Annotated in this window: 19 protein-coding genes; 2 read left to right on the top strand and 17 right to left on the bottom strand. The window is 55.5% G+C overall.

What is annotated here, in order from left to right:
• From AABB92_RS17385 to fkpA, 9 genes are all read right to left on the bottom strand, one after another.
• The coding region (locus AABB92_RS17385; RefSeq protein WP_046289359.1) for a GTP-binding protein at nucleotides 1-430 on the bottom strand (430 nt) is incomplete at its 3' end.
• A gap of 68 nt (nucleotides 431-498) precedes the next feature.
• A complete protein-coding gene (gene fusA / locus AABB92_RS17390; protein ID WP_031376823.1) occupies nucleotides 499-2,613 on the bottom strand; it encodes an elongation factor G in 2,115 nt (704 codons plus the stop codon).
• A gap of 90 nt (nucleotides 2,614-2,703) precedes the next feature.
• Nucleotides 2,704-3,174, bottom strand: a complete 471-nt coding sequence (gene rpsG, locus AABB92_RS17395) for a 30S ribosomal protein S7 (protein WP_013510774.1) — start codon at nucleotides 3,172-3,174, stop codon at nucleotides 2,704-2,706.
• Between the two features lie 96 nt (nucleotides 3,175-3,270).
• Nucleotides 3,271-3,645, bottom strand: a complete 375-nt coding sequence (gene rpsL, locus AABB92_RS17400; RefSeq protein ID WP_003852912.1) for a 30S ribosomal protein S12 — start codon at nucleotides 3,643-3,645, stop codon at nucleotides 3,271-3,273.
• A 124-nt stretch (nucleotides 3,646-3,769) separates the two neighbouring features.
• The gene (gene tusB, locus AABB92_RS17405; RefSeq protein ID WP_031376822.1) at nucleotides 3,770-4,057 is read right to left on the bottom strand and encodes a sulfurtransferase complex subunit TusB; all 288 of its coding nucleotides are present in this window, start codon (nucleotides 4,055-4,057) and stop codon (nucleotides 3,770-3,772) included.
• 9 nt (nucleotides 4,058-4,066) lie between these two features.
• A complete protein-coding gene (gene tusC, locus AABB92_RS17410) occupies nucleotides 4,067-4,426 on the bottom strand; it encodes a sulfurtransferase complex subunit TusC (protein ID WP_031376821.1) in 360 nt (119 codons plus the stop codon).
• A complete protein-coding gene (tusD, locus tag AABB92_RS17415) occupies nucleotides 4,426-4,812 on the bottom strand; it encodes a sulfurtransferase complex subunit TusD (RefSeq protein ID WP_031376820.1) in 387 nt (128 codons plus the stop codon). Before tusD ends, tusC begins: the two co-directional genes overlap by 1 nt.
• Nucleotides 4,812-5,534, bottom strand: a complete 723-nt coding sequence (locus AABB92_RS17420) for a helix-turn-helix transcriptional regulator (RefSeq protein WP_031376819.1) — start codon at nucleotides 5,532-5,534, stop codon at nucleotides 4,812-4,814. The genes tusD and AABB92_RS17420 overlap by 1 nt, the downstream gene beginning before the upstream one ends.
• A gap of 165 nt (nucleotides 5,535-5,699) precedes the next feature.
• Nucleotides 5,700-6,536 carry an FKBP-type peptidyl-prolyl cis-trans isomerase gene (fkpA, locus tag AABB92_RS17425; protein WP_031376818.1) on the bottom strand — a complete coding sequence of 279 codons (837 nt, stop codon included), beginning with the start codon at nucleotides 6,534-6,536 and terminating at the stop codon, nucleotides 5,700-5,702.
• Nucleotides 6,537-6,804: 268 nt separating this feature from the next.
• Between fkpA and AABB92_RS17430 the strand changes: the two genes are divergently transcribed.
• Nucleotides 6,805-7,023 carry a SlyX family protein gene (locus AABB92_RS17430; protein WP_013359251.1) on the top strand — a complete coding sequence of 73 codons (219 nt, stop codon included), beginning with the start codon at nucleotides 6,805-6,807 and terminating at the stop codon, nucleotides 7,021-7,023.
• Nucleotides 7,024-7,125: 102 nt separating this feature from the next.
• On the opposite strand, the gene slyD is transcribed toward AABB92_RS17430, so the two are convergent.
• The 4 genes from slyD to kefG all read right to left on the bottom strand — a co-directional run bounded on the left by slyD (nucleotide 7,126) and on the right by kefG (nucleotide 10,459).
• Nucleotides 7,126-7,686 carry a peptidylprolyl isomerase gene (gene slyD, locus AABB92_RS17435; protein WP_031376817.1) on the bottom strand — a complete coding sequence of 187 codons (561 nt, stop codon included), beginning with the start codon at nucleotides 7,684-7,686 and terminating at the stop codon, nucleotides 7,126-7,128.
• A gap of 197 nt (nucleotides 7,687-7,883) precedes the next feature.
• The gene (locus AABB92_RS17440) at nucleotides 7,884-8,078 is read right to left on the bottom strand and encodes a YheV family putative zinc ribbon protein (RefSeq protein ID WP_010253033.1); all 195 of its coding nucleotides are present in this window, start codon (nucleotides 8,076-8,078) and stop codon (nucleotides 7,884-7,886) included.
• A gap of 23 nt (nucleotides 8,079-8,101) precedes the next feature.
• Nucleotides 8,102-9,907, bottom strand: coding sequence for a glutathione-regulated potassium-efflux system protein KefB (kefB, locus tag AABB92_RS17445; protein WP_031376816.1), 1,806 nt, complete (start codon nucleotides 9,905-9,907; stop codon nucleotides 8,102-8,104).
• The gene (gene kefG / locus AABB92_RS17450) at nucleotides 9,908-10,459 is read right to left on the bottom strand and encodes a glutathione-regulated potassium-efflux system ancillary protein KefG (RefSeq protein WP_031376815.1); all 552 of its coding nucleotides are present in this window, start codon (nucleotides 10,457-10,459) and stop codon (nucleotides 9,908-9,910) included.
• 112 nt (nucleotides 10,460-10,571) lie between these two features.
• Between kefG and AABB92_RS17455 the strand changes: the two genes are divergently transcribed.
• Nucleotides 10,572-12,476 carry an ABC transporter ATP-binding protein gene (locus AABB92_RS17455; protein ID WP_031376814.1) on the top strand — a complete coding sequence of 635 codons (1,905 nt, stop codon included), beginning with the start codon at nucleotides 10,572-10,574 and terminating at the stop codon, nucleotides 12,474-12,476.
• Nucleotides 12,477-12,527: 51 nt separating this feature from the next.
• Here AABB92_RS17455 and tauD read toward each other — a convergent pair whose 3' ends face one another.
• The 4 genes from tauD to tauA are packed head-to-tail and all read right to left on the bottom strand — an operon-like array spanning nucleotide 12,528 to nucleotide 15,945.
• The gene (gene tauD, locus AABB92_RS17460) at nucleotides 12,528-13,367 is read right to left on the bottom strand and encodes a taurine dioxygenase (RefSeq protein ID WP_031376813.1); all 840 of its coding nucleotides are present in this window, start codon (nucleotides 13,365-13,367) and stop codon (nucleotides 12,528-12,530) included.
• Nucleotides 13,364-14,191 carry a taurine ABC transporter permease TauC gene (gene tauC / locus AABB92_RS17465; RefSeq protein ID WP_031376812.1) on the bottom strand — a complete coding sequence of 276 codons (828 nt, stop codon included), beginning with the start codon at nucleotides 14,189-14,191 and terminating at the stop codon, nucleotides 13,364-13,366. Before tauC ends, tauD begins: the two co-directional genes overlap by 4 nt.
• Entirely contained in the window at nucleotides 14,188-14,955 is a 768-nt protein-coding gene (gene tauB, locus AABB92_RS17470; RefSeq protein ID WP_031376811.1) for a taurine ABC transporter ATP-binding subunit, read from the bottom strand. The genes tauC and tauB overlap by 4 nt, the downstream gene beginning before the upstream one ends.
• 9 nt (nucleotides 14,956-14,964) lie before the next feature.
• Nucleotides 14,965-15,945 carry a taurine ABC transporter substrate-binding protein gene (gene tauA / locus AABB92_RS17475; protein WP_031376810.1) on the bottom strand — a complete coding sequence of 327 codons (981 nt, stop codon included), beginning with the start codon at nucleotides 15,943-15,945 and terminating at the stop codon, nucleotides 14,965-14,967.
• Nucleotides 15,946-15,973 lie beyond the last annotated feature (28 nt).

Raw genomic sequence — 15,973 nt, forward strand, 5'->3', positions numbered from 1 at the left:
CATCATCAACCATGTCGCACTTGTTCAGGAACACGATGATGTAAGGAACGCCAACCTGACGACCCAGCAGGATGTGCTCACGGGTCTGTGGCATTGGGCCATCAGTCGCAGCAACAACCAGGATCGCGCCGTCCATCTGCGCAGCACCGGTGATCATGTTTTTCACATAGTCGGCGTGGCCTGGGCAGTCAACGTGTGCATAGTGACGAGTCGGGGTTTCATACTCAACGTGTGAAGTGTTGATGGTGATACCACGTGCTTTCTCTTCTGGTGCGTTATCGATCTGATCGAATGCACGCGCCTGGCCGCCGTAAGTTTTAGACAGTACGGTGGTGATAGCTGCAGTCAGGGTGGTTTTACCGTGGTCGACGTGACCGATGGTGCCCACGTTTACGTGCAGTTTGTTACGCTGAAATTGCTCTTTCGCCATGGCGATAATTCCTTACGTTGTGCCTTCACCGTCTCGGTGAAGGCATCAGTTCAAATTTAAACCGTAGCTTATTTGCTACGAGCTTCAATAACGGCCTGCGCTACGTTGTTCGGCGCATCGTCATACTTCAGGAACTCCATGGAGTAAGAAGCACGACCTTTGGTCAGAGAACGCAGCTGAGTTGCGTATCCGAACATCTCAGACAACGGAACTTCAGCGTGAATCTGAACGCCAGTAGCGTTAGATTCCTGCCCTTTGAGCATACCACGACGACGGCTAAGGTCACCGATGACATCACCCGTGTTCTCTTCTGGCGTTTCAACTTCAACCTTCATGATAGGTTCAAGCAGAACAGGTGTCGCTTGTTTAAAGCCTTGTTTGAAGGCAAGAGACGCGGCCAGTTTAAACGCCAGTTCTGAGGAGTCGACATCGTGGTAAGAACCGAAGTGCAGACGCACGCCCAGATCCACAACCGGGTAACCAGCCAGAGGGCCTGATTTCAGCTGCTCCTGGATACCTTTGTCAACCGCAGGGATGTATTCACCAGGAATCACACCACCTTTGATGTCGTTGACAAATTCGTAGCCTTTCGGGTTCGAACCTGGCTCCAGTGGGTACATGTCGATAACAACATGACCATACTGACCACGACCACCAGACTGCTTGGCATGTTTACCTTCAACATCGGTAACTTTGGTGCGAATCGCTTCACGGTAAGCAACCTGTGGTTTACCCACGTTTGCTTCAACGTTGAACTCACGCTTCATACGGTCAACGATGATGTCGAGGTGCAGTTCACCCATACCGGCGATGATGGTCTGGTTAGATTCTTCATCAGTCCATACGCGGAATGATGGGTCTTCTTTTGCCAGACGGCCCAGAGCCAGACCCATTTTTTCCTGGTCAGCTTTGGTTTTTGGCTCAACGGCGATAGAGATTACCGGCTCCGGGAACTCCATGCGCTCAAGGATGATGACGTTATCTGGGTCACACAGGGTGTCACCAGTGGTCACATCTTTCAGGCCGATCGCAGCTGCGATATCACCCGCACGAACTTCTTTAATCTCTTCACGCTTGTTAGCGTGCATCTGAACGATACGGCCCAGACGCTCACGGTTTGACTTAACCGGGTTGAACACGGTGTCACCCGTGTTAACAACACCAGAGTAAACGCGGAAGAAGGTTAAGTTACCCACGAACGGGTCGGTAGCGATTTTGAACGCCAGTGCAGCAAACGGCTCGTTGTCATCAGAGTGACGAACAGCCGGCGTGTCTTTACCGTCGTCCAGCATACCGTTGATCGCGGTAACGTCAGTCGGTGCTGGCAGATATTCAACAACTGCATCCAGCATCGCCTGAACACCTTTGTTCTTAAATGCAGAACCACAGGTTACCAGGATAATTTCGTTGTTCAGAACACGCTTACGCAGAGATGTTTTGATCTCTTCTTCAGTCAGTTCTTCACCACCGAAGAATTTTTCCATCAGCTCATCAGAGCCTTCAGCAGCGGCTTCAACCAGCTTCGCATGCCATTCTTCAGCCAGTTCCTGCATATCAGCTGGAATATCTTCGTAGTCGAAGGTTACACCCTGGTCTGCGTCGTTCCAGTTGATTGCTTTCATTTTCACCAGGTCAACAACACCAGTGAATTTCTCTTCTGCGCCGATAGCCAGCTGCAGAGGAACTGGAGTTGCGCCCAGACGAACTTCCATCTGGTTAACAACTTTCAGGAAGTTAGCACCCATGCGGTCCATTTTGTTAACGAACGCAATGCGTGGAACTTTATATTTGTTAGCCTGACGCCATACGGTCTCAGACTGTGGCTGAACGCCACCAACTGCACAGTAAACCATTACCGCGCCATCAAGCACACGCATAGAACGTTCAACTTCGATGGTGAAGTCAACGTGTCCTGGGGTGTCGATGATGTTGATGTGGTGTGGTTCAAACTGCTTGGCCATACCAGACCAGTAACAGGTGGTCGCAGCGGAAGTGATGGTAATACCACGTTCCTGTTCCTGCTCCATCCAGTCCATGGTTGCTGCGCCGTCATGTACTTCACCGATTTTGTGGTTTACACCGGTGTAGAACAGAACGCGTTCGGTAGTGGTAGTCTTACCGGCGTCGATGTGCGCACTGATACCGATATTACGGTAGCGAGCAATGGGTGTTTTACGAGCCATTTGATTCCTCTGATTCTCGGGCGTTCAAGGTAAGTCGACCCCAGCGGGTTGGCTGATTGAGCGCCCGCTGGTTTAACATCTACGTGGTGATTACCAACGGTAGTGTGCGAACGCCTTGTTGGCTTCTGCCATGCGGTGAACGTCTTCACGTTTCTTAACTGCAGTACCTTTGTTCTCTGCAGCATCAGAAAGTTCGTTCGCCAGGCGAAGAGCCATTGATTTATCACCGCGTTTACGAGCAGCTTCTACGATCCAACGCATTGCCAGAGCATTACGACGAACCGGACGGACTTCTACTGGTACCTGATAGGTAGAACCACCAACGCGACGTGACTTAACTTCGACAGTCGGACGTACGTTTTCCAGGGCTACTTCAAAGGCTTCCAGTTCGTTTTTACCTGAACGCTGAGCCAGGGTCTCAAGCGCGGTATAAACGATTGATTCAGCAGTAGATTTTTTACCATCTACCATCAGGATATTTACAAATTTGGCCAGCAGCTCTGATCCGAACTTAGGATCTGGCAGAATTTTACGCTGACCAATGACGCGACGACGTGGCATGGAAATACTCCGTTGTTAATTCAGGATTGTCCAAAACTCTACGAGTTTATTTTGACATTTAATTTAAAACGTTTGGCCTTACTTAACGGAGAACCATTAAGCCTTTGGCTTCTTCACGCCGTACTTGGAGCGAGCCTGCTTACGGTCTTTAACACCTGAGCAGTCAAGCGCGCCACGAACGGTGTGGTAACGCACACCTGGCAGGTCTTTTACACGACCGCCACGGATCAGGATCACGGAGTGTTCCTGCAGGTTATGACCTTCACCGCCGATGTAGGAGGTAACTTCAAAACCGTTAGTCAAACGCACACGGCAAACTTTACGCAGTGCTGAGTTTGGTTTTTTAGGAGTGGTGGTGTACACACGAGTACAAACGCCACGTTTTTGCGGGCAAGCTTCCAGCGCCGGCACGTTGCTCTTTGCAACTTTGCGGACGCGTGGTTTGCGAACCAGCTGGTTAACTGTTGCCATTAAATAGCTCCTGGATTTGCTTTTGCTTCGTAAACACGTAATAAATCGCCTCGTAGAATTACGAGGAGGCAGAATTTTAGGGCTGCGTCAAAAGGGTGTCAAGAAATAACCAGGTTTTAGACGATTACCAGGTCATTTGTTGCGGATGCTTTACCGTCAGCGCGACGAAACCAGTATAGTCCACCGGACGCACACTGGTCGAAATTTGTCCAGCCAGGCCGCGAGCACGCACATCTTCGTCCAGTACCCACAGTGCAGCCGCACAGCCTGAAAGCTGTTGCAGTGCCCGACTACCGGCTAAGGCGGCGATCACACCATCCTGCAGTAACAGTATGTCGTCATCCGCATCCACCATTAACAGCAGAGTCTCAAGATCGCTGTAAGCCGGTGAGTGCAGGAGAGTATGCAGCATGAAGAGCCCTTAAAAGGTAAGAATGCGGTCATAACCGGCCAGCGTCTGGCGCAGTTCCACCGCGGACAATAGCGTAACATCCATCACCCGGGCGGCGTCAACCTGCATTCCACGCGCGGTGAGCGATTCCTGACAGAGATAGCAGTGCTCAATGTCGTACAGCGCCAGCACGCCAAAGGTCGGCGCATAGTGGCGGCTCTCTATCGCCTCGGGCTGTTGCTGTGTATTGAGCTGCAGTACACCATCGCCAATAAAGAACAGCCCGATGTCGTCACTCAGTGCGCCAGTCGCCAGGGCGGCATCCAGCCCTTCACGTCCGGCACTGCTGCCGTGCGGTGCGTGGGTAAATACAAAAGCCACTCGATTCATCAGAACTGCACCAGTCGTTCGCAGCTTAGCGCCGCTTCGGCCAGCGCACCCAGACCGCTCAGGGTAAACCCTGGCTGGAGATTACTGCCGGGCAGCTGCAGGCGTGCCGCTTCCTGTTGATCGGTCACGCCACGGCGCAACGCCGCCGCAACGCAGATATTAAGCGCCACACCCTGCTGTTGATTCAGCGCCTGCCATGCCCGTACCAGATCATATTCATCACTGGCCGGCGCGGTAAGCTGATTGGCATTCAGCACCCCTTCACGATAGAAGAAAACGCTCTCCAGCTGATGACCGGCCGCTACCAGCGCCCGGGCAAACAGTAGCGCGCTGGTCGCCTGCTGCGTGCCGTACGCCGGACCGGTAACCAGTAAGGTGTAACGCATTACCGATCCTGTCCCTGAAAATCGCCGTTTTTAAACTGGCGAATGTAGAGATAAACCGTGTGCTTCGAAATATTGAGACGCTCGGCAACCTGGTTGATTGCATCTTTAATATCGAAGATCCCCTTCTCATACAGGTTCAGGACGATCTGCCGGTTTTTGGCGTTGTTCGAAACGTTGCGATCGGCGCTGACTTCCTCGATGGTAAATTCAAGCGTCTGCATCACCAGATCGTCGACAGAGCTGGCAAAGTTGACGCTGGAATCCACCTGCTGCATCTCCGGCGGCAGGAAGGTCGACATAATCTGCGAGAACGGCACATCCAGGTTCATGTTGATGCAAAGCAGACCAATCACCCGCTGCTGCCGGTTACGGATGGCGATGGTGACGGATTTCATCAGCACCCCGCTTTTGGCGCGGGTAAAGTAGGCGCGAGAGACGTTACTGTCGGCGCCGTGCATGTCATGCAGCATCCGTAACGCCAGATCGGTGATAGGCGATCCCACTTTACGGCCGGTGTGCTCACCGTTTGCGATACGCACTGCCGAACATTTAAGATCTTCCAGCGAGTGCAGGACGATTTCGCAATGCGAACCGATCAGCATCGCCAGTCCATCGACGACAGCCTCGTATGATTTCAGAATATCGTAATCTGTTTGTTCGAACGGGCGTTGCTCCAGCAGATCGAAGTCGCTCAGTTCACCGGGATTGAATGGATTAGACATTGAAGAGATCACCCTGAATGGCTGGAGCCTGTCACAGCGGCTTATGGGCAGACTCAATATTGGGATAATTAGGCAGGCGCTAGTCTGGCAAATGTCGTCGGCTTATGCCAGTGGTTTGTCATGAAGCAGAAATGAAACCGCCGCCCGAAGGCGGCGGTGAGCAGATTACTGTGCTTTTTTCGCGTCAGCCGCAGGTGCCTGCGCTTTTTCGTCTGCTTTAGGGGCCGGTTTGATATCAAGCAGTTCGACATCAAATACCAGCGTGGAGTTAGCCGGAATACCCGGAACGCCATTTTTGCCGTAAGCCAGCTGTGGTGGGATCACCAGCTTAATCTTACCGCCTTTCTTCACGTGCTTCAGACCTTCAGTCCAGCCCGGAATCACACCATCCAGACGGAAGGAAAGCGGCTCACCACGGGTATAGGAGTTATCGAACTCGGTACCGTCGATCAGCGTCCCTTTGTAGTTCACAACCACCGTGTCGCTATCAGTCGGGGCTGCGCCGGTGCCTTCTTTCTCGACTTTATACAGCAGGCCGCTTTCAGTTTTCTTCACGCCGCTCTCTTTCGCGAATTTGGTTGCGTAAGCATCACCCTTTTCGGCGTTCTCTTTCGCATCTTTTTCCATTTTCGCGGAGGCTGCGCCTTTCACGCGGCCTTCAAAAGCCTGCAGCGTCTGCTCGATCTCTTCATCAGAGAGCTTGCTCTTGCCACCAAAGGCATCCTGAACACCCGCGATCAGCTGTTGCTTATCCAGCTTGATGCCCAGTTTTTCCTGCTCCTTCAGGGAGTTGTCCATGTAGCGACCCAGTGAGGCGCCCAGTGCGTAGGCAGACTGCTGGTCTTCATCTTTGAAGGCAGCATTTTTCGGTGCCTGAGGAGCAGACTGTGGTGCCGCAGCCGTTGCCGGTGCAGCCGCGGTTTCTGCCGCCATTGTCAGCGGTGCATTCAGCGCGACGGCCATAGTGGTAGCTAACAATGTGACTTTAAACAGTGATTTCATCCATTCTCCAAAACCGAAGCGTCTAACCTCGGGAATCATTGCGGACTTCAGAGTCCACACTATAACTTTACGTGGCAGTGGCGAACACTGCCACAATGTAATTACCCGGTTAACCTCCGACCTTTTTTGCATCAGGAAGTTTCATCAGAGATGATGCCGCGCTGCGCTTTTTCAAGCGAAACGCCGCAGATAGTTTAAAAATCAGGTGATTCTTCGCGTCCAGCCCGTAGAATCACGTCCGAGTCGCACCTTAACAGAGGAACAGGTCATGCAACAATCTGAGTGGGAACAGCGTCTGGAGACGTTAGAGAGTAAACTGGCCTTCCAGGAGATGACCATTGAGCAGTTAAACAGCGCGGTGGTGCAGCACGAACTGGAGATGAATAAGATGCGTGAGCAGATGCGTATTCTGACCGACAAACTCAAAGCCAACGCGCCGTCGATGGTCGCGTCACAGTCTGAAGAGACGCCGCCGCCGCACTACTGATCTGCCGTCTGGCCGGATCAGCCTGAACCGGCAATACCGGTACGCGGATGGCCGCCAAAAGAAAGGGCCACCCGAAGGTGGCCCTGATACGGATAATCGGTCTTAGTGGCTGCAGCCGCAACCGCCAGTACCGCAACCGCCCTGACCGTGATCGTGGTCATGACCGTGATCATGGTCGTGGTCGTGATGATGGCCATCTGCACCGTGAACGTGACCATGGGCCAGTTCTTCCGGTGTGGCTTCACGAATCGCGACCACTTCGACGTTAAAGTTCAGGTTCTGACCCGCCAGCATGTGGTTACCATCAACCACGACGTGATCGTCTTCCACTTCGGTAATTTCTACCGGTACCGGACCCTGATCGGTTTCTGCCAGGAAGCGCATGCCAACCTGAAGTTCGTCAACGCCCATGAAAACGTCTTTCGGCACACGCTGTACCAGGTTGTCATCGTACTGACCGTACGCGTCGTTTGCCGGAATATGCACGTCAAACTTGTCGCCTGCTACGTGGTTTTCCAGCGCATTTTCCAGACCAGAAATCAGGGAACCATGACCGTGCAGATAGTCCAACGGTGCACTCACCGGTGACTCGTCAACTAACACGCCGTCTTCTGTACGTACCTGATAGGCCAGGCTTACCACCAGGTCTTTTGCTACTTTCATGATATCTCCTAACCGTTGAGAGCTGAGATCCCGTCTCATTGGTCTATTCTTGCGTGCAATAACACCAACCAGAAAGGTTCGTTGCTGAGTGCAAGAGGACATAACCTTTCTCTTGCGACCACAGCGTTAATGGCGCCAATTGTAACGGAATTCAATCCCGCTGTAAGTTTAAGCTTAAAAAAAGCTGAGCCATTCCGCTACTCGGGATGGAAAATCCCGATAACCTGCTCATTGGTGCGAACCTGATCGCGGGCCTGCTTATCGGCCTCACGCATCTGGTGGCCGCACTTAACGCACTCCACCACATCGACATTGTTTTCACGCCACATCGCCAGCGTGTCTTTTTCCTGACAGTGCGGACAGGTCGCACCGGCAATAAAACGTTTACGCATGATATCCCGCCTGTTTAATCACGTTATTCATCATCGTCCCAGCCATCAAGCTGCCGCTTCTCCTGCTGCATTTCGCGCTGGAAGATATCCTCCAGTTCACGCCGCGCTTCACGTACCCGTGACACCTGGGCGGAATCGGTGAGATTCGGCATCAGTTCACGCAGCATGCGCATATCCAGCCGACGGAAATGCTGCTGAGCGCGATGCGCCTGATGGGGATGCATCCCCAGCGACATCAGCGTTTTACGGCCCAGCTCCAGCGCACTGGAGAAGGTTTCACGCGAGAACTGGGTCACGCCGGCCTGCAATAACTCGTGCGCTTCGACACGACCACGGGCACGCGCCAGAATCTGCAGATGGGGAAAATGCTGCTGACATAAATGCACGATCGTCATTGCATCTTCAGGTTCGTTACAGGTAATAACGATCGACTGCGCGCTGGCGGCCCCGGCTGCGCGTAACAGTTCCAGTTCAGTGGCGTCGCCATAGTAAACCTTATAGCCATATTTCCGCATCAGGCTGACCACGCTGATATCGCGTTCCAGCACGGTAATGCGGCTATGGTTTGCCATCAGTAAACGACCCACCACCTGCCCAAAGCGACCAAAGCCGACCACAATCACCTGCGGCTGATCGTCTTCGACGAACGGTTTTTCCGCCTCGTCGTCCGGCTCGTTGAAACGGCGCGCCAGCAGGCGATCGACGCCCTGCATCAGTAATGGCGTGGTCATCATCGACAGCGTTACCGTCACCAGCAGCATCGGCAGCTGATCGCCAGAGAACAGCTTCGCAGAGGCAGCGGCGGAAAACAGCACAAAGGCAAATTCACCGCCCTGGCTCAGCACGCCAGCAAACTGCTGCCGTTCTGAACTGCGCAAACCGTAAATCCGCGCCAGCACGTACAGCACCAGCGTTTTGACCACCACCAGCGTCAGCACGCCCAGCAGGATGGTAATAATATGGGTATAGAGCACCCCGAGGTTAAGCGCCATGCCGACCGAAATAAAGAACAGCCCAAGCAGTAGCCCTTTAAACGGGTCGATGGCGACTTCCAGCTCATGGCGATATTCACTTTCCGCCAGCAAAATGCCGGCAATAAAAGTACCGAGCGCCATCGACAGGCCGAGCGCATCCATAAATAGCGCCGAGCCCAGCACCAGCAACAGCGAGGCGGCGGTAAACACTTCGCGCACCCCGGAAGCCGCGATATAACGGAAGATCGGCCGCAACAGGTAGCGTCCACCCACCAGCATGCCGGCAAAGGCCAGCACCTTCATGCCGACCTTCATCCAGTCGACATGCCCGCTATCGGTGCCCGCCAGCAGCGGAATCAGCGCCAGCGCCGGGATGACCGCGATATCCTGAAACAGCAACACCGAAAAGCCCAACTGCCCCGCTTCGCTGCGGTTCATGCCCTTATCCATCATCAGCTGCAACGCCATGGCGGTGGAGGACATCGCCAGGCCAATCCCGCCGATAACCGCCGCCTGCCAGCTAAAGTGGGTCAGCCACAATAGGCCGCCCAGAATCGCGGCAGAGAAGATCACCTGCGCGGCCCCGACGCCAAAGATCGAACGCCGCAGTGCCCAAAGCTTGGCCGGGTTCAGCTCCAGCCCGATGATAAACATCAGAAACACCACACCCAGTTCAGAGAAGTGCAGGATCTCATCGACGTCGCTGATAAAGCCTAATCCCCACGGACCAATGGCAATACCCGCCACCAGATAGCCCAGAACTGCACCGATACCGAGGCGAGCCGCCACCGGTACGATCAGTACCGCCGCCACCAGATAAATCACCCCCGCGGTCAGCAGCGTTTGTCCTTCCATCTACACCCCTCCATTCGGCAGCGGTGCTGCCAGCCAGTCGCCATAGGCGCGGGCATAATTTTTCATTAAATCGGGATTCTGACGACGCGCCCAATAGACAATCATTGGCGGCATCCAGTGCATTCGGCACATCTGCGCCGTCAGTTCGAACGGCCGCATAATGTCGTTCATCGAATAGCGATTCAGACCATGGTGTTTAAAGGCGCTTTCCGGTTCGCCGGTGGTGATCACGCTGCGCCAGTACTTACCTTCCAGCGCATTGCCATCCACACCGTTAGCAAACCCGCGCGACAGCACCCGATCCAGCCACTCTTTCAGCAGCGCCGGGCAGCTGTAGGTATAGAGCGGATGCTGGAAAATGATCACCTCGTGTTCGCGCAGCAGCTGTTGTTCATGATGAATGTCGATAAAAAAATCCGGATAGGCGGCGTAGAGATCATGCACCGTGACATGCTCCAGCGCCTGAGCCGACTGCAGTAAAATCCGATTCGCAATCGAATCCTGCGATTCCGGATGAGCATAAAGCAGCAAAACCTTGGGTGGCTGCGACATCCTTTCCCTCCAAAGCGTCGTCATTGGTGCGGTTTTCCGCTACCATGCACGACGCAGCAAAATCTCATTATGTTGCCTGTAAATTAACATATTCTGACGATACGGCGCTTACATGATTGTCTTCTCTTCCTTACAAATTCGCCGCGGCATCCGCGTTCTGCTCGATAACGCCACCGCCACCATCAATCCTGGCCAGAAGGTCGGTCTGGTGGGTAAAAACGGCTGTGGTAAATCCACGCTGCTGTCGCTGTTAAAAGGTGAGATCACCAGCGATGCCGGCTCAGTCACTTTTCCGTCCAACTGGGCGCTGGCCTGGGTCAATCAGGAGACGCCGGCGCTGGGTAAACCGGCCCTGGAGTACGTGATTGACGGTGACCGTGAGTATCGCCAGCTTGAGGCGGAACTGGCAGACGCCAACCAGCGCGACGACGGCAATGCCATTGCCCTGCTGCACGGCAAGCTCGATGCGGTACAGGCATGGAGCATCCATGCGCGCGCCGCCAGCCTGCTGCACGGCCTGGGCTTCAGTCAGGAGCAGTTGCAACGGCCGGTCAGCGACTTTTCCGGCGGCTGGCGCATGCGTCTTAACCTGGCGCAGGCGCTGATCTGCCGTTCCGATCTGCTGCTGCTTGATGAACCAACCAACCACCTCGATCTCGATGCGGTGATCTGGCTGGAGCGCTGGCTGAAAAGCTACGAAGGCACGCTAATCCTGATCTCCCATGACCGCGACTTCCTCGATCCGGTGGTCGACAAGATTGTGCACATCGAACAGCAGGCGATGTACGAATATACCGGCAACTACACCTCGTTTGAGCGGCAGCGCGTCGCCAAACTGGCACAGCAGCAGTCACTGTATGAGAGCCAGCAGGAGAAAGTGGCGCACCTACAGAGTTATATCGACCGCTTCCGCGCTCAGGCCACCAAGGCGAAGCAGGCACAGAGCCGCATCAAAATGCTGGAACGCATGGAGATGATTGCGCCTGCCCACGTCGATAACCCGTTCAGCTTCAGCTTCCGCGCGCCAGAAAACCTGCCGAATCCGTTGCTGAAGATGGAAAAAGTCACGGCGGGTTATGGCGATCGCATTATCCTCGACGCGATCAAACTCAACCTGGTACCCGGCTCACGCATCGGTTTGCTCGGCCGTAACGGCGCCGGTAAATCGACCCTGATCAAGCTGCTGGCTGGCGAACTTGAGGCGATGGAAGGCAAGATTGGTCTGGCAAAAGGGATCAAGCTGGGCTACTTCGCACAGCATCAGCTGGAGTATTTACGGGCTGATGAGTCGCCGGTACAGCATCTGGCGCGCATCGCACCAAACGTGCTGGAGCAGCAGCTGCGTGACTACCTCGGCGGATTTGGTTTTCAGGGTGACAAAGTCAGCGAAATCACCGAACGCTTCTCGGGCGGGGAGAAGGCGCGACTGGTGCTGGCATTGATCGTCTGGCAGCGTCCTAACCTGCTGCTGCTTGATGAACCGACTAACCACCTCGATCTGGATATGCGACAGGCGCTGACCGAAGCGTTGATCGATTTCGAAGGCGCGCTGGTGGTGGTATCGCACGATCGCCACCTGCTGCGCGCTACCACCGACGATCTCTATCTGGTGCATGACGGCAAAGTGGATGTGTTTGAGGGCGACCTCGAAGATTATCAGCAGTGGCTGAGCGATCTGCAGAAACAGCAGGCGCAACAGGATGCGCCGCCGAAGCTGGATAACGGCAACAGCGCCCAGGCCCGTAAAGATCAGAAGCGCCGGGACGCAGAGCTACGCGCGCAAACGCAACCGCTACGCAAAGAGATTGAGAAGCTGGAAAAGCAGATGACCCGCTGGCAAAGCCAGCTGGCCGAAGCGGAAAACCAGCTGGCCGACAGCGCGATTTATGAGCAAAGCCGTAAGGCGGATCTGACGGCCGCCCTGCAGCGTCAGGCCGAGAGTAAGTCGGCGCTGGAAGAGGTCGAGATGGCCTGGCTGGACGCGCAGGAAAAATTAGAGCAGATGATGGCCAGTTAAACGGCTGGCGTTCTCCCTTTAACCGGGGGAGAGCGCCGCTGACTCTGCGTCTTAAAACGGCTTATCCCCCAGCACCGTTGCCCGCTGCATTATCCGCCGCGCCGGATAGTAATCGGCATTAGCATAATGCTGGGTAACCCGGTTATCCCAGATAGCCAAATCGTTCGGCTGCCAGCGCCAGCGCACCTGGAATTCCGGCTTAGTGACGTGGCTGAACAGGAAGCTCAGCAGCGTCTCACTCTCTTTCTCGCTCAGATCAACAATCCGCGTGGTAAAGCCTTCGTTCACAAACAGCGCTTTTTTGCCGCTGACCGGATGTGTACGGATTACCGGATGCTGCACCGGCGGATGCTTCGCCACCGCCTGCTGCCAGCGCTGATGCTCCTCTTCCGTTTTGCGGTACTTATATTCCTGGAAAGACTTTTTGAAATCGTGCTCGGCGGTCAGGCCGGCCAGCAGGGCTTTAAACGGTGCCGAGAGCGCCTCATAAGCAGCAATGCCGCTGGTCCAGAGCGTGTCCCCTCCCGCCTCCGGCAGAACTTTTGACGCCAGCAACGCAATCGCCGGTGGCGTTTCGATAAACGTCACGTCGGTATGCCAGTTATCGTTATCCGGTGGATTGTCCTGATGCGTGTCCAGCACGATGATCTCTTCAACCCCGTCGGCGTGCGGATAGACCGGGTGAATATGCAGATCGCCGAAGCGGATCGCCAGCGCCCGGTGCTGCTCCGGCGTAATCACCTGGTCACGCAGAAACAGTACCTGATGACGCAGCAGGCCATGGTAGAGCTGTTCAAACTGCGCATCACTGAGCGGCCGTGAAACATCAAGGTTGGAAACCTGGGCGCCAATATACGGACCAAGCGGTTGAAAATTCAGACGTTCATTCATGATTGTTCTCCATTCCACGGCGTCAGACGGCGCTGCAGGGCCCGTAAGCCGAGTTCTAAACTAAACGCGATTAAGGCGATGACCGCGATGCCCGCCAGCACCACATCGGTGGCAAGAAACTCCCCGGCGGACTGCACCATAAAACCGAGCCCCCGGGTGGCGGCGATCAGTTCAGCAGCCACCAGCGTTGACCAACCGACCCCCAGACCGATGCGCAGTCCGGTCAGAATTTCGGGCAGCGCGCCAGGCAGAATGACCCAGCGCAGCAGTTGCCAGCGGGAAGCGCCCAGCGACTGTGCCGCCCGGATGCGTACCTGTTGCGCATTACGCACCCCGGCTAAGGTAGAGAGGGTGACCGGCGCAAAAATGGCCAGATAAATCAGCAGGATTTTCGAGGTCTCACCAATGCCGAACCAGATCACCATCAAAGGCAGGTAGGCCAGCGGTGGGATTGGACGATAAAGTTCGATCAGCGGGTCAAGCAATCCACGCGCCACCGGGCTCAGGCCCATCAGAATCCCGACCGGAATTCCGATAGCGGCGGCGGCAAACAGCGCGATCAACATGCGGGTCAGGCTGGCTGTCAGATGCTGCCACAGCGTGGCGTCCATAAACCCTTGTGGGCTGGCAATCAGCAGCAGTTTGCTGAATACCTGCTGCGGCGGCGGTAAAAACAGCGGCGCGATTAACCCCAGCGCGGTCACGCCCCACCACACCAGTAACAGCAGTAATACGCTCAGTACGCTTAATGAAAAGCGGGTAGAAAAAGGCCAGCGCAGTCGGCGTCGCACCGGCAAGGTTTTGTCGTTGATTAACGCACTCATGCGAACGCCTCCCGTTGCTCAAACACCCGGCTCAGCACATATTCGCGCTGAGCAATAAACTGCGGATCGGATTTGATGCTGCGGCACGGCTCTCCATCGGCAAAGCGCTGACCAAAATCGGGCCGCAGCCGCTCGACAATGCGTCCGGGTCCCGGCGACAGCAGGATCAGTTCGCTGGCGAGAAAAATCGCCTCTTCAATATCGTGGGTAATCAGCAGGATCTGTTTGCCGCTGTCGCGCCACAGCGTCAGCAACAAGGTCTGCATCTGTTCGCGGGTAAAGGCATCAAGCGCGCCAAACGGCTCATCCAGCAGCAGCAGGCGCGGATCGGTCGCCAGCGCGCGCGCAATGCCAACCCGCTGCCGCTGACCGCCTGATAACTGCCAGATTGCCCGCTTTTCCGCGCCTTCCAGTCCGACCTGCCTGATCAGCCGGCGCGCAATGGCTTCACGCTCCTGACGCGCCATGCCAGCCAGTTGCAAACCGAAGGCGACGTTATCCAGCACGTTGCGCCACGGCAGTAAGCCTTCATGCTGAAACACCACTCCGCGGTCAGCCCCCGGTCCGGTGACCGGCTGGTTATCCAGCGTGATGCTGCCCGATTCCACCGGCAAAAAACCGGCTACCAGGTTGAGCAGCGTGGTCTTACCGCAGCCTGACGGCCCCAGCACCACCAGCAGTTCACGGCGATCGATCTGCAGATTGATATCCTGCAACACCGGTTGCCCGGCATAACGCGCATTCAGATGAGCGATGCGTAGCATGAGGACTCCTTAAGGTTTGGCTAACGGCGCGACAAAGCGGGAGGTCACGTAACTGCTGTAATCGTTATCCGCCTGCGGCACTCTGCCCTGCGCTTTCAGAAACTGGGCCGTGTCGACAATCGCCTTGTTCACCGGCTTGCCCAGCTGTTCAATCTGCTGTTGCGCCGTCAGGTAGGTGTTGCCTTTTACCAGGCCGGGCACCTGCGCTTCCGGTACGCCGCTCAGGCGTGACAGCTTGCTGAGATTATCAGGCTGCTTCAGCCAGCTATCAGGATTGTCGAGATAGGATTGCTGCGCGGCCAGCGCGCTGCGGGCAAAGGCGGTGACGATCTCCGGATGCTGCCGGGCGAAGTCTTTGCGCACCACCCAGACGTCGAGAGTGGGCGATCCCCAGCTTCCCACCTGCGCAGAGTCGGTTAGCACCTTGCCGTTTTTCTCCAGCTCATTGACTGCAGGTGCCCAGACGTAGGCACCATCAATGTCGCCACGCTGCCAGGCAGCGATAATCGCGGGCGGCTGCAGATTGACCAGCTGCACCTGTGACGGCTTGATGCCCCAGTGTTTCAGCGCCGCCAGCAGGCTGTAATGGGTCGTAGAGATGAACGGCACGGCGATGCGTTTACCGATCAGATCCTGCGGTGTTGTGATGTTCTTCTTCACCACTAAGGCTTCAGAGTTACCGAGCTGAGAAGCCAGCAAAAAGGCTTCGATGGGCAGCTTCTGCGCCGCAGCGACCGCTAACGGACTGGAGCCGATATTGCCGATTTGTACGTCGCCCGACGCCAGCGCGCGCAGCACACCGGCACCGCTGTCAAACTTACGCCAGTCAACGCTGGCACCACTCTCTTTGGCGAAACTGTTGTCCGCCTGCGCCACCTTGGCCGGTTCGGCAGAAGTCTGATACGCCACGGTGACATTGACCGCGTCCGCCCGGAAGGCCAGCAGCGCCAGCGCTGCGGCTAAAAACGATAAACGTGCTGTAACTGCCATGATTGCTACCCCACCCTTTTTATGATGG

Origin of the sequence: Pantoea brenneri, from assembly GCF_038594305.1 — a bacterium.
GTDB classification, from domain to species: Bacteria; Pseudomonadota; Gammaproteobacteria; order Enterobacterales; family Enterobacteriaceae; genus Pantoea; species Pantoea brenneri.